10 protein-coding genes are annotated in these 12906 nt (G+C 71.3%); 3 read left to right on the top strand and 7 right to left on the bottom strand.

All coding sequences use genetic code 11. The features are described from left to right. Window positions 1–79: 79 nt before the first annotated feature. The 4 genes from glpK to AC07FK_RS24915 all read right to left on the bottom strand — a co-directional run bounded on the left by glpK (window position 80) and on the right by AC07FK_RS24915 (window position 4086). The gene (gene glpK / locus AC07FK_RS24930) at window positions 80–1609 is read right to left on the bottom strand and encodes a glycerol kinase GlpK (RefSeq protein WP_479107169.1); all 1530 of its coding nucleotides are present in this window, start codon (window positions 1607–1609) and stop codon (window positions 80–82) included. A gap of 144 nt (window positions 1610–1753) precedes the next feature. Then, window positions 1754–2479, bottom strand: coding sequence for an MIP/aquaporin family protein (locus tag AC07FK_RS24925; protein ID WP_479107167.1), 726 nt, complete (start codon window positions 2477–2479; stop codon window positions 1754–1756). A 318-nt stretch (window positions 2480–2797) separates the two neighbouring features. After that, the gene (locus AC07FK_RS24920) at window positions 2798–3145 is read right to left on the bottom strand and encodes an Mpo1-like protein (protein ID WP_479107165.1); all 348 of its coding nucleotides are present in this window, start codon (window positions 3143–3145) and stop codon (window positions 2798–2800) included. A gap of 134 nt (window positions 3146–3279) precedes the next feature. Beyond that, complete coding sequence (locus AC07FK_RS24915) at window positions 3280–4086, bottom strand: M15 family metallopeptidase (RefSeq protein WP_479107164.1); 807 nt, start codon at window positions 4084–4086, stop codon at window positions 3280–3282. A 59-nt stretch (window positions 4087–4145) separates the two neighbouring features. Between AC07FK_RS24915 and AC07FK_RS24910 the strand changes: the two genes are divergently transcribed. Continuing rightward, on the top strand, window positions 4146–4685 hold the full coding sequence (locus AC07FK_RS24910) for an NUDIX domain-containing protein (protein ID WP_479107163.1): 540 nt from the start codon (window positions 4146–4148) through the stop codon (window positions 4683–4685). 78 nt (window positions 4686–4763) lie between these two features. On the opposite strand, the gene AC07FK_RS24905 is transcribed toward AC07FK_RS24910, so the two are convergent. Continuing rightward, window positions 4764–7040, bottom strand: coding sequence for a TIM-barrel domain-containing protein (locus AC07FK_RS24905; protein WP_479107162.1), 2277 nt, complete (start codon window positions 7038–7040; stop codon window positions 4764–4766). Between the two features lie 216 nt (window positions 7041–7256). Here AC07FK_RS24905 and AC07FK_RS24900 point away from each other — a divergent pair, with 216 nt between their 5' ends. Next, on the top strand, window positions 7257–9233 hold the full coding sequence (locus tag AC07FK_RS24900; protein ID WP_479107161.1) for an acetoacetate--CoA ligase: 1977 nt from the start codon (window positions 7257–7259) through the stop codon (window positions 9231–9233). Window positions 9234–9322: 89 nt separating this feature from the next. After that, the gene (locus AC07FK_RS24895) at window positions 9323–10222 is read left to right on the top strand and encodes a hypothetical protein (protein ID WP_479107160.1); all 900 of its coding nucleotides are present in this window, start codon (window positions 9323–9325) and stop codon (window positions 10220–10222) included. A gap of 57 nt (window positions 10223–10279) precedes the next feature. Here the strand turns inward: AC07FK_RS24895 and ptsP are convergent, their stop codons facing one another. Both ptsP and AC07FK_RS24885 read right to left on the bottom strand, forming a co-directional pair. Next, entirely contained in the window at window positions 10280–11950 is a 1671-nt protein-coding gene (gene ptsP, locus AC07FK_RS24890; RefSeq protein ID WP_479107158.1) for a phosphoenolpyruvate--protein phosphotransferase, read from the bottom strand. 88 nt (window positions 11951–12038) lie between these two features. After that, entirely contained in the window at window positions 12039–12488 is a 450-nt protein-coding gene (locus AC07FK_RS24885; RefSeq protein WP_479107157.1) for a PTS sugar transporter subunit IIA, read from the bottom strand. Between the last annotated feature and the right edge of the window lie 418 nt (window positions 12489–12906).

The raw sequence follows: 12906 nt of genomic DNA, 5'->3' as shown, positions 1-12906 counted from the left end.
GGCTCCGGAACCCGAGCGGTCAGTACCCCCACCGACAGGGGTACTGACCGCGTTCATGGGGTCCCGCGGCCCGCCGCGCTCAGCCCTGGCCGCCCTCCTCGTCCCACCCGAAGCTCCGCTCCACGGCCTTGCGCCAGTTGTGAAACTCCCGATCGCGCTCCGGCGCCTCCATGCGCGGCGTCCACTCGACGTCCCGCTGCCAGTGCGACAACTCGTCCAGGTCCGACCACACGCCGGTCGCCAGCCCGGCGGCGTACGCCGCGCCCAGACAGGTCGTCTCGGAGACCCTCGGCCGGATGACGGGAACGCCCAGGACGTCGGCCTGGTGCTGCATCAGCAGGTTGTTCTTCGTCATGCCGCCGTCCACCTTGAGCGTGGTAATGGCCACCCCCGAGTCCTGGTGCATCGCGTCGACGACTTCCCGCGTCTGCCAGCTGGTCGCCTCCAGGACCGCCCGTGCCAGATGCGCCTTGGTGACGTACCGCGTGAGGCCGGTGACCACGCCGCGGGCGTCGGAGCGCCAGTAGGGCGCGTAGAGCCCCGAGAACGCCGGCACGATGTACGCCCCGCCGTTGTCTTCGACGCTTCCCGCGAGCGTCTCGATCTCGTCCGCGGAACGGATGATCCCGAGTTGGTCCCTGAACCACTGGACCAGCGCGCCGGTGATCGCGATCGAGCCCTCCAGGCAGTACACCGGCGCCTCGCCGCCGATCCTGTAGCCCATGGTGGTGAGCAGCCCGCTCTTCGAGGCCACCGGCCTGTTACCGGTGTTGAGCAGGAGGAAACTGCCCGTCCCGTACGTGTTCTTCGCCGTTCCCACGTCGTAGCAGGCCTGTCCGAACACAGCCGCCTGCTGGTCACCCAGCGCCGAGGCCACCGGCACGCCCGAGAGCTGCCCGACCGCCGTCCCGTACACCTCCGCCGACGACCTGATCTCGGGCAGCACGGCCTGCGGAATGTTCATCGCGGAGAGGATCCCCGCATCCCACTGGAGCGTCCGCAGATCCATCAGCATGGTCCGCCCCGCGTTCGTCACGTCGGTGACGTGCACGCCGCCGTCCGTGCCGCCGGTGAGGTTCCAGATCAGCCACGAGTCGATGGTCCCGAAGGCGATCTCGCCCCGCTCGGCGCGCGTCCGCAGGCCGGGGACGTTGTCCAGCAGCCAGGCCGCCTTGGGGCCGGAGAAGTAGCTGGCGAGCGGCAGGCCGGTCGCCTCCCGGAAGCGGTCGGGGCCGTCCGCGCCGCCCAGCTCGTTGCAGAGGGCGGCGGTCCGCGTGTCCTGCCAGACGATCGCGTTGTGCACCGGCTTGCCCGTCGCCCGGTCCCACAGCACCGTCGTCTCGCGCTGGTTGGTGATTCCCAGCGCGCTGAGCTGCCCGGCCCGCAGTCCGGCCTTCGCGAGCGCTCCCGCGACCACGGCCTGCACCTTGGACCAGATCTCGGCCGCGTCGTGCTCCACCCAGCCCGGCTTCGGGAAGATCTGGCGGTGCTCGCGCTGGTCCATGGCGACGACGGCACCGCTGTGATCGAAGATGATGCAGCGGCTGGAGGTGGTGCCCTGGTCGATGGCGGCGACGTACTTCTCGGCTTGCGCGGCTCGTTCCGTCATGACGTCCTCTCGTCCGAACTCCGCTGAAAGCGTCCGTGCTCGATGCTCCGGCCGAAACGGCCTGTGCCCGGTGCTCGTAGGCCCCTCTTCAGTGCTCAGTGCTCAGTGCTCGGTGCCCGGTGCCCGGTGGTACGTGCAGTGCGCTCAGAAGGCCGCGTTGTAGATCAGCCCCGACAGGGCCCCGCCGATCAGCGGTCCCGCCACCGGCACCCACGCGTAACCCCAGTCGGACGTCCCCTTGTTCGGGATGGGCAGCGCGGCGTGGACGATACGGGGACCCAGGTCGCGCGCGGGGTTGATCGCGTACCCGGTGGGGCCGCCGAGCGAGAGACCGATGCCGACGACCAGCAGGGCCACGATCAGCACCTGGGTCCCCGACTCACCCAGCCCCTTCGTCAGCCCGAACGCCAGGACCGGGAGGACCAGACCGACCGTCGCGATGATCTCCGTGACGAGGTTGGCGACGGGGCTGCGGATCTCCGGAACGGTCGAGAAGATCCCCAGCGTCGGGAGCGCCGTTCCCTCGTCCTTGTTGGCCGCGAACTGGGCGTAGTACACGAGATACGCCAGAACGGCCCCGAGCATCGCCCCCACGATCTGTCCGAGGACGTACACCCAGACCTGGCCCCACTCGCCGGTGTCGACGGCGATGCCGACGGTCACCGCCGGGTTGAGATGCCCTCCGGACAGTGGGGCCGCGGTGTACGCCCCGGCCAGCACGGCCATGCCCCAGCCGAAGGCGATGACGATCCACCCCGAGGCTTTCGCCTTCGAGTGGTTGAGGGTGACCGCGGCGCACACACCGGCGCCGAAGAGGATCAGTATGGCGGTGCCGATGACCTCACCGGCGAAGACGTCCCCGTTGCTCATGGCGGCTCCTAGGCCCTCGCCCGGGGCCGGGGCCCCGGTTCTGAAGTGCAGGGTGCGTTTCCCATGGCTGATGAGCCGGAGGCAGGGTGTCCCGTCCCCGCCCGGCGTCCGGTACGAGCTCGTGCCGAGCCGGCGCGATCGCCCGTGGGGGAGGCCCCTGACCAGCGACAGGGGGGACCAGGGAGCAGAGGTGCGCGCGCTCCCGGGAGCCGTCGTACGGCGACGCCGACTGACAACGGGAAGTGTTCACCGGTGGTGAGGGGGCGTCAAGGTCATGGACAGCAACCGCCGTCCGGGGCAGCTACGGACGAACCGGAGTCAGCGGTTCTCCGCGAGCCACTTGGCGGCGGTCTCCGCGAGCTCGCGGTCGCGGCCCGCCAGCATCGTCCGGATCATCTGTACATCGCCGCGCAACGACCACGCCGGATGCCCGAACGTGGCCGGGTTGTTCTTCTCGATGAGGAAGTGCGCCGGCCAGGCGGCGCCGTACCCGATGAGCGGGAGTGCGGCGGCGTACCGCTTCCGGCCGCGCGCCACGCCGTACACGCTGACCGCGAGGCCGGTGAGCGTGCCCGTGAGGTGCACCCACCGGGTCGCCGCCCTGGAGTGCATCGCGACGTAGTAGGGCCAGAACTCTTCGTACGACTCAAAAGTCCGCTGCTCCATACCCGCACGGTAATGGCTCGGCGGAGAACCGGATACGGCCGTACCGCGTCCGTAGGGGAGACGGGGACGGGCGGCCGGGACCCACGGGGGTGGTCCCGGCCGCCCGTCCCCCTCGCGACCACCGGAAGTACGCGTCAGTGTCCGGCGACCGACCGGCGGGCGACGGGGAAGTCGAAGTACGTGTCCGGGAACGGCTCCGGCTTGTACGTGAAGTGCCACCACTCCTCCGGCAGGTTCACGAAACCGACCGCGCCGAGCACTCCCTTGAGCAGCTGCCGATTGGCCCGCTGTGCGCCCTGGATACGCGGGTCCTCGGTGTGGGACAGCGTGTCGAAGCAGTCGAATCCGGTCCCCATGTCGATGGAGTTGTCAGGGAACCGGTCAGCCTGGGGCGCGTGGCAGGGGACGAGCCGCTCACCTGGAACGTAGGGCCTGGTGGCTCGCGCGGGAAGCTTCACGACGGTCAGGTCGACCGTGCTGCCCCGGCTGTGGCCCGACTTCTCCGCGATGTAACCGGCCGCGAACAGAAGCGACTTGTCGACCTGCGGATAGAACTCCGACTTCATCGCCTCGTCGTCGAGGTCCTCGGCCCACCGTACGAAGTGGTCGACGGCCCGCTGCGGTCGGTAGCAGTCGTACACCTTGAGGGAGTGGCCGAGCCGGAGCAGCTTCCTCTGCGCCTCGTGCAGGGCGTCGGCGGCGGGCCTGGTGAGGATGCAGGCCGGCTGACGGTAGCCGTCCACGCGTGCGCCCAGGAAGTTGTGCGCGGTGGTGTAGCGCATCTCCTGGAGGATCGTCGGGTCCACGGACCGCAGGGACACGAACTCCCCGGGCGCCTTGGGTTCGGGCCGCGCCTGCGCCGTGGGGGAGGCGGCGGTGACGGCGAGCAGGGTGACGGCGGCGGTGGCCAGAGCGCGCAGAGCTGACGCGAGACGGGACATGCGCCCCGTCTATCAGGTCAACCACGCCTCAGGGAAGGCCGATCGGATACAGTCCGCGCGTGTCCGCACCCACGAAGAAGCCTGTCAGGGACTCCCACTGCTCCAGCTGCGGAGCGCCGTACCGACCGGCCGCCCACTGGCCCCGCACCTGCCCCGTGTGCGGCGACACGGCGTACCGCAACCCCCTGCCCGTCGCTGTCGCCCTCCTGCCCGTCCGGGGCGCACAGGACGCCGGCAGCGGTCTCGTGGTCATCACCCGGGCCGTCCCACCGCAGGCCGGCCGCACGGCGCTGCCCGGCGGCTTCATCGACCACGGCGAGGACTGGCGGCACGCGGTCGTGCGGGAGCTGAACGAGGAGACGGGCATCGAGGCGGCGGAGGAAGACGTGCGCCTCGCCGACGCGCTGAGTTCCCCGGCCGGGCATCTGCTCCTGTTCGGGCTGCTCCCAGCACGCGCGCCCGCCGACCTGCCGCCCTCCGTTCCGACCGACGAGACGACCGGCTGGCACCTGCTGCGGGAGCCCGCGGAACTGGCCTTTCCGCTGCACACCGAGGCAGTACGCCGATGGTTCACGGGAAGCTACGGCCGTACGAACTGACCGTTCCCGGGAACGTCATCCCGCCCGCTTGCGTCGCCCGCGTCCCCCGCACCGCCGGAGGTAGCCCGGTACCTCTCCTCAGCAGCCCCGCACGCGCACCGGCAGCCCTACGTCCCCGCCGCCCTTCCGCTCCACCACGACCCGGCCGTCGCTCACCCGCGTCGAGAACCGTTCCATCTCCGCCCGTCCCCGGCTGTCGCCCGTGTCCCGGATGAGCAGGCCGCCTCCCGTACGTCCGGTGGCCGGTGCCCACACCTCGAGCGCCGTCCCGCCGTCCTCGTCGCACACGGGCACCACCGCGCCCGCCCGGGCGAGCACGGGGATGCGGGACAGGGGCGCCTCCAGCAGTACGCGGCTCTGACCTTCGTAACCCTTGCCGGTCGCGGTGTCGTACCACCGTCCGCGCGGCAGGCGCACCGTCCTGCGGTCCGCGCCGGGCTCCAGTACGGGTGCGACCAGCAGGCAGTCCCCGAGCAGGAACGCGTCCTCACAGTCCCGCAACGCCCGGTCGCCGGGGGCGGCCCACCACAGGGGACGCACATAGGGCGCACCCGTGAGGCGGGCCAGATGAGACAGCGTCACGAAATAGGGCCGCAGCCTCTCCCGTCCGGCCAGCGCGGACTTCGCGTGCTCAAGCACCTGCGGACCGAAGTCCCACGGCGCCCCCGACGACCACGGCTCACCGCGTTCCGACGGAACCGGAGAGCGCGTACGGAACACCGGCAGATGTGCGTCCAGCTGAAGCCGGCGCAGAAACAGCTCGGACGAGGGCGTACCGCTCGACCCGTCCACATCCGTTCCCGAGTACGGGACTCCGCACAACCCGAGACCGAGCGCCAGCGACAACGAGGCACGCAGCCCCGGCCAGCCCGCGGACACATCCCCCACGTACGTCCCGCCGTACCTCTGCGCACCGGCCCAGCGCGCACTCGAGAAGAGAAACGGCCGTTCCTGGGAACGCCCGTCACCCAGCGCCTCGTAATGGGCCCGCACCACGTCCAGGGGGTCGACCCCGTCGGCCTCCGGTTGATCGTCCTTCCGGTCCTCCAGGTGATGCGTCGCGAGCCACACACCGGCGAAGCCCTCGGCAAGAGGCTCCTTGTACGGCGTTCCCCGCCCAGCACGCGCGCGTGCACCAGTGGAAGCCGAGGCCGCGGCTGTTCCCGAACGCACAACCTCGCGCGGCCCCTTCCCGGGTGCGCCCCGCACCAAGACATCTGTAGTCGCGCGACCGTCGTACAAGCCGTTCCCGGGATCAGCACCTCCGCCGCCGGGACGAACCACCGACACCAGCCGCACCCCCGACTCCCCGAGACCGGCCAGGAGCCCCGCCAATCCGTCGCCCGCGCCCGCACCACTGCCCGTTCCCGCGTCCACGTGCAGCGCGGACGGCGCCGCTCCCCGTTCCCCGCAGCCCGCGACGGTTTCCCGCGCCTCTCCCGCGCCGCCACCCGCCTGCCACACGTGCTGCACCCCCAGCGCCCAGGACGGTGGGAGCACCGGCGCCCCCGTGAGCGCGGTCCAGCCCCGCAGCACACGAGCGGGCGTCCCCGCGACCACCCAGCAGCGCACCGGCCCTCCCGCCATCCGCAGCTCACTCGTGCCCGGCCGGTCGTGCCCGGACCCGGCGCCCTCCTCGCCCTCCCGCAATGTCATCCGCCCCTCCCACGTGTTGTCGTGGAAGACGAGATGCGTGCCGGCGTCGGAGACGACGACGTGCACCGGCACGGCCGGGAGGCGCGCCTCTTCCCCCGGCGCGGAGGCCGCGCCGAGACCGGCCCTCCCCAGGGGATAGGTGCCGTCCCGCAGCCGAAGCCCCGAAGGCTGTCCGCCGAGACCGAAGAACCGCGCGTCCGCCGGCACCTCGCCCCTCTGCAGCCAGCGCGCCGGCCCCCCGTCGGCCGGCTCCCACCAGCGCGGCGGCAGGTCCCGGCGCAGCACAGCGCCCCCCGGCGTACGGACCTCGACCGCACCGTTCCGGGACACGGCGATCGTGAGCCGTTCGGACACCACCTGCCAGCCGCCGTCCTTGTCCGGCTCCAGCTCCGCCCTCGGGTCCGGCTCGGGACACGCCCCGGCGAGCGCGTACGACGGCTCCGGGCCCGCGCCGTCCCAGCCCCAGAACACCGCACCGCCCGCCGCGACCATCACCCGCAGCTCGGAACGGGCGAACCGCATCACCCCGCCCCCCGGCTGCGGCTCCACCGCTGTCACGGCCCCGGGCACCCGAGCCCGCTCCGCCCCGCGTCGCCGCTCCCAGGCGTCCGTACGACGCCGCCACGCCCGGGGTGCGAAGCGCAGCCCCCGCACCATGCCGACGAGTTTCACCGAGCGCACCAGGTCACGACCGTTCATGCGGCACACCCTGCCACCCGGCCGGACGCGCCCGGGCGGCGTTCAACTGCCGTTCACCCGTGGTGCGCGCACATGACAGCACCCCCGGCTGTGGGGGCCCCGCCCTGGTGCCCGGGACGATCACATGGCATCGTCCCTTTCAGCCGCCTCGTGCGCACACCCTTCGCACGTGCGCGCCATACACGCACACCACGCGTACAGCCCGGGAGCCGCCCCATGACCTCAGCAGCGAACACCGCGCCCCTCTGGCAGCCGGACGCGGACCGCATCGCAGCCGCCGCCGTCACCCGCTTCCAGAGCTGGGCGGCCGAGCGGTACGGTGCGCCCGCCGACGGCGGGTACGCGGCGCTGCACCGCTGGTCGGTCGAGGAGCTCGACACCTTCTGGAAGGCCGTCGCCGACTGGTTCGACGTGCGCTTCTCCACGCCGTACGAAACAGTCCTCGCCGACCGTTCCATGCCCGGCGCCCGGTGGTTCCCGGGAGCCGCCCTCAACTACGCGGAACACGCCCTGCGCACGGCCGAGGACCCGTCCCGCGCGGACGACCCGGCCCTCCTGTACGTCGACGAGACCCACGAACCCACCCCGGTGAGCTGGTCGGAACTGCGCCGCCAGGTGGGCTCGCTCGCCGCCGGGCTGCGCGCCCTCGGCGTACGCCCGGGGGACCGCGTCAGCGGCTACCTCCCCAACATTCCCCAGGCCACCGTCGCCCTGCTCGCCACCGCCGCCGTCGGCGGAGTCTGGACCTCCTGCGCCCCCGACTTCGGCGCGCGCAGCGTCCTCGACCGCTTCCAGCAGGTCGAGCCCGTCGTCCTCTTCGCCGTGGACGGCTACCGCTACGGCGGCAAGCAGCACGACCGTACGGACACCGTCGCCGAACTCCGCCGCGAGCTGCCCACCCTGCGCGCCGTCGTCCACATCCCGCTGCTCGGCACCGAAGCCCCCGAAGGCACCCTCGACTGGTCCGCCCTCACCTCCGCCGACACGGAACCGGTCTTCGAGCAGGTGCCCTTCGAGCACCCCCTGTGGGTCCTGTACTCCTCCGGCACCACCGGTCTCCCGAAGGCCATCGTGCAGTCCCAGGGCGGCATCCTCCTGGAACACTTCAAGCAGATCGGCCTCCACTGCGACCTCGGCCCCGAGGACCGCTTCTTCTGGTTCACCTCCACCGGTTGGATGATGTGGAACTTCCTCGTCTCCGGCCTCCTCACCGGCACCACCGTCGTCCTGTACGACGGCAGCCCCGGCTATCCCGCGACGGACGCACAGTGGCGCGTCGCCGAACTCACCGGGGCGACCCTGTTCGGCACCTCCGCCGCCTACGTCATGGCCTGCGCCAAAGCGGACGTCCACCCCGCTCGCGACTACGACCTCTCCGCGGTCACGTGCGTCGCCACCACCGGATCGCCGCTCCCGCCCGACGGTTTCCGCTGGCTCCACGACGAGGTCGCGTCCGATCTGTGGATCGCGTCCGTGAGCGGCGGCACGGACGTGTGCAGCTGTTTCGCCGGCGCCGTGCCGACGCTCCCCGTCCACATCGGGGAACTCCAGGCCGCCTGCCTCGGCACCGACCTCCAGGCGTGGGACCCCCAGGGCAAGCCGCTGACCGGCGAGGTCGGCGAACTGGTTGTCACCAACCCCATGCCGTCCATGCCGGTCCACTTCTGGAACGACCCCGACGGCAGCCGCTACCACGACAGCTACTTCGACACGTATCCCGGTGTCTGGCGGCACGGCGACTGGATCACGATCACCGACCACGGCTCCGTGGTCATCCACGGCCGCTCCGACTCCACGCTCAACCGCCAGGGCGTCCGGATGGGCTCGGCCGACATCTACGAGGTCGTCGAGCGACTGCCGGAGATCAAGGAATCGCTGGTCATCGGCCTCGAAGAGCCGGACGGCGGCTACTGGATGCCGCTCTTCGTCCACCTCGCGGCGGGCGCCTCGCTCGACGACGCCCTGCGCACCCGCATCAAGCAGGCCATCCGGACCGAGCTCTCACCGAGGCACGTCCCCGACGAGATCATCGAGGTGCCGGGCGTCCCGCACACCCTCACCGGCAAGCGCATCGAGGTCCCCGTGAAACGTCTCCTCCAGGGCACACCGCTCGCCAAGGCGGTCAATCCCGGCTCGGTCGACAACTTGGACCTGCTCCACTTCTACGAGACCTTGGCCCGCGCCCGCCGCTGACGAGAGCACGCCCGGTTCACGCAGAGTCCCGTTGTCAGTGCACTCGGTTACGGTGAGTGAGCATTGACCGACTGCGCTCAGGGGGAATCATGGCGCGCACCAAGTCCACGAAGCACCACAAAAGCAGGACGATGCGGCGTACGCTCCGCCGCGAAGTGCCCAGCACCGTCGGCCTGCTGGCCGACGAGCACGACTTCGCGGCCATGAGGGGGTACGCCACCTTCGCCTTCGACGACCACAGGGCCTACCTCCAGGAAGTGGACGGGCTGCTGCGGGCCCTCGCCGCCCAGGGCGTGCACACCACAGTCGCGCTCTTCGACCCCGAGGACTTCCTGGAGTACTGCCGCGCGACCGGCATCGACCCCGACACAGTGGAGAGCCGCACCCGCTTCACCGCGGAAGTCGCCGCCGGCGGCGCCTCCGTCCCGTACACCGGACAGCCCCTCGACGCCATCGTGCCCCTGCTCGTCAACGAGGCGGTCCGCCAGGCGACCTGGGAGTACGCGACCCTGCTCCTGGCCCGTCTGGGCGACTGCGCCGAGTGCGGCGAGGACATCGGCCGCGAATCCCTCCGCCGGGCCCAACGCCTGGTCACACGGTTGCTCGAACAGGCCGGCCCCGGCAGCCACCACCTCGTCTGCAGCGTCCCGGCCGAGGAGGAACAACTGCTCGCCGTCCTCCACGTGGAGCGCACCGCGAACGAACCCGTCCAGTTGCCCGAGGCGGAGGCCGCCGAGTTCGTCACGGTCCTCGCCGCCGGCATCGCCGTGGAACGGCCCGGGGGAGTGGTGCTGCGGACCACCGAGCCCGGTGCCCCGGACCGGCTCCACGGCTGGCGCCTGCAACACGGCCGGCTGGTCGCGCTCAGCGCGGGCGAGGTCTTCAGCGCCTACTGCACCGACGCCGACACCGGGGAGCCCGTGTCACCGGAGCCCGGCGTCGAGTACTGCCCCGGCTTCGACATCGAAGAGCCGGACCCGCACCACTGAGACGCCCGAGGGGCTCCCGGCCCACCGGCCGGAAGCCCCTCGGATCACGACCGGCGGTCACTCGCCGGACAGCACCGCCTGCGCGGCTGCCCGCGCCTCGTCGGCGGTATCCGTGGCACGTGCCGCCGCGGCCGCCCGCTCGCACTGGGCGAGCGTGTGCTTCGCCAGCGTCGCGCGGACATAGGGAATGGCCTTGGCGCCCATTGAGAGGGAGGTGACACCCAGACCCGTCAGTACGCACGCGAGCAGCGGATCCGCCGCAGCCTCACCACACACGCCACAGCTCTTGCCCTCGGCCCTGGCGGCGTCGGCCGACGCCGCCACCAGGTCGAGCAGCGCGGGCTGCCACGGGTCCTGCAGCCGCGACACCGCACCGACCTGCCGGTCCGCCGCGAACGTGTACTGCGCCAGATCGTTCGTCCCCAGTGAGAGGAACTCGACCTCCTGCAACACCGAGCGCGCCCGCAGCGCGGCGGACGGGATCTCCACCATCGCGCCGAACTTCGCCCGCAGCCCGGCCGCACGGCACGCGTCGGCGAACGCCTTGGCGTCCGTACGGTCCGCGACCATCGGCGCCATGACCTCGAGGTACACCGGCAGGCCCTCGGCAGCCTTCGCCAGCGCGGTCAGCTGCGTCCGCAGCACGTCCGGGTGGTCGAGCAGCGAACGCAGCCCCCGCACACCGAGCGCCGGGTTCGGCTCCTCGGCCGGCGTCAGGAAGTCGAGCGGCTTGTCGGCGCCCGCGTCCAGCACCCGCACGACCACACGGCCCTCGGGGAACGCCTCCAGCACCGCCCGGTACGCCTCGACCTGCTTTTCCTCGGACGGAGCCTGCTGGCTGTCGTCGAGGAACAGGAACTCCGTACGGAACAGACCGACACCCTCGGCGCCCGCCTCGACCGCCGCCGGCACATCGGCGGGACCACCGATGTTGGCGAGCAGCGGCACCTTGTGGCCGTCGGACGTGGCCCCGGGACCCGTCGAGGCCGAAAGCGCCGCCCTGCGCGCGGCGGCAGCGGCCTCCAGCTCCGCACGCTTCTCGGCGGTGGGCTCGACGAAAATCTCGCCCGTGCTGCCGTCTACCGCGACGACCGTGCCCTCGGCCAGCTCGCCGGCGCCCGGCAGAGCCACCACGGCGGGCACACCCAGCGCCCGAGCCAGGATCGCGCTGTGGCTGGTCGGTCCGCCCTCCTCGGTCACGAACCCGAGCACCAGCGTGGGGTCCAGCAGCGCCGTGTCGGCGGGCGCGAGATCCCGCGCGATCAGCACGTACGGCTCGTCACTGTCCGGCACACCGGGCATCGGAACGCCCAGCAGCCGCGCGACGATACGATTCCGCACGTCGTCCAGATCGGCGACCCGTCCCGCCAGGTACTCACCGGCGTTGGCCAGCAGAGCCCGGTAGGCGGCGAAGGCGTCGTACACCCCGCGCTCGGCCGTGCTGCCGACGGCGATGCGGCGGTCCACATCGGCCATCAGCTCTGGGTCCTGCGCCATCATGGCCTGCGCCTCGAGCACGTGCTGTGCCTCGCCGCCCGCCAGGTTGCCGCGCGCAATCAGGTCGGCCGCCACAGCTTCCACGGCCTGACGGGCGCGCCCCTGTTCGCGCTCCGCCTCGTCCGCCGGAATCTGCTTGGCCGGCGGCTCCAGAACCGCCGTGCCCATGTGCCGCACCTCGCCGATCGCCACACCATGGCTCACGCCGACGCCTCGCAGCGTTGTCTCCATTTCACCGTCTCCGATATATGCGGGCGGGGACCCTGTCCAGTCCCCCCGCGATGGATGTCGAACCCGTTGCCGTCGTTACGGCGCCGCGTCACTGCCAGCTGAACAGCGGCTCGCCGGCCTTCACGTCGCCGTCCTCGACCAGCCCGGCGAGGGAGTCGGCGGTGGCCTCGAGCGCCACGATCGGACACACGGGCGACTTGCCGGCCTCCTCGACGGCTGCCGGGTTCCAGCGCACGATCGACTGGCCGCGCGTCACCGAATCGCCCTTGTTCACCAGCAGCTCGAAGCCTTCACCGTTGAGCTGCACGGTGTCGATGCCCAGGTGGGTGAGCACGCCGTGCCCATCGGCGTCCACCACGACGAACGCGTGCGGGTGCAGAGAGACAATGACGCCGTCCACGGGGGCGACGGCCTCCGACGGCTCACGCACGGGGTCGATCGCGGTACCGGGACCGACCATCGCACCGGAGAACACCGGGTCAGGGACTGCGGCGAGTCCGATGGCGCGTCCGGCGAGCGGGGACGTCACGCTGGTCATGAGGGCCTCCCAGGGGTGGAGAGAATCGTGTGCCGCCGTCGCCATATGTCCACGACGGCGTACTTTTCAGAAGGGTAAGACACGAGAAGTCCCAGTTCCGCCCGAGAGCGGGCGCTTGGCGGACCTAGGGGTGCACCGGCAACGGTTTGCCTCGTCTGCCGGAGCGATGTACTGTCGTAGTCCTGCCTGAGACCAGCACGCACTCCGTTGTGAGTCGCCGGTCGGCAGCTTCCGACAGGTCTAAACCATATCCCCAACCTGAGCCTCCGCATGCGCGCTGTGCGCTGGTCGGGGGGACGGAAAAGGACTGGTAGAGTCGGAATCGCCGGAAAGGGAAACGCGAAAGCGAAGAACTGGAAAGCGCCGAGGAAGTCGGACACGAAAGCGTCTGATAGAGTCGGAAACACGAAATACCGAA

This window comes from Streptomyces sp. NPDC046122, assembly GCF_056429965.1.
The sequence above is the reverse complement of the archived record's forward strand: the minus strand, read 5'-3'. Positions and strand labels throughout refer to the sequence as shown.

Bases quoted from the DNA above. Each gene is read 5' to 3' on its own strand.
- glpK (WP_479107169.1), bottom strand. From the start codon at position 1,609: ATGACGGAACGAGCCGCGCAAGCCGAGAAGTACGTCGCCGCCATCGAC.
- AC07FK_RS24925 (WP_479107167.1), bottom strand. From the start codon at position 2,479: ATGAGCAACGGGGACGTCTTCGCCGGTGAGGTCATCGGCACCGCCATA.
- AC07FK_RS24920 (WP_479107165.1), bottom strand. From the start codon at position 3,145: ATGGAGCAGCGGACTTTTGAGTCGTACGAAGAGTTCTGGCCCTACTAC.
- AC07FK_RS24915 (WP_479107164.1), bottom strand. From the start codon at position 4,086: ATGTCCCGTCTCGCGTCAGCTCTGCGCGCTCTGGCCACCGCCGCCGTC.
- AC07FK_RS24905 (WP_479107162.1), bottom strand. From the start codon at position 7,040: ATGAACGGTCGTGACCTGGTGCGCTCGGTGAAACTCGTCGGCATGGTG.
- AC07FK_RS24900 (WP_479107161.1), top strand. From the start codon at position 7,257: ATGACCTCAGCAGCGAACACCGCGCCCCTCTGGCAGCCGGACGCGGAC.
- AC07FK_RS24895 (WP_479107160.1), top strand. From the start codon at position 9,323: ATGGCGCGCACCAAGTCCACGAAGCACCACAAAAGCAGGACGATGCGG.
- ptsP (WP_479107158.1), bottom strand. From the start codon at position 11,950: ATGGAGACAACGCTGCGAGGCGTCGGCGTGAGCCATGGTGTGGCGATC.
- AC07FK_RS24885 (WP_479107157.1), bottom strand. From the start codon at position 12,488: ATGACCAGCGTGACGTCCCCGCTCGCCGGACGCGCCATCGGACTCGCC.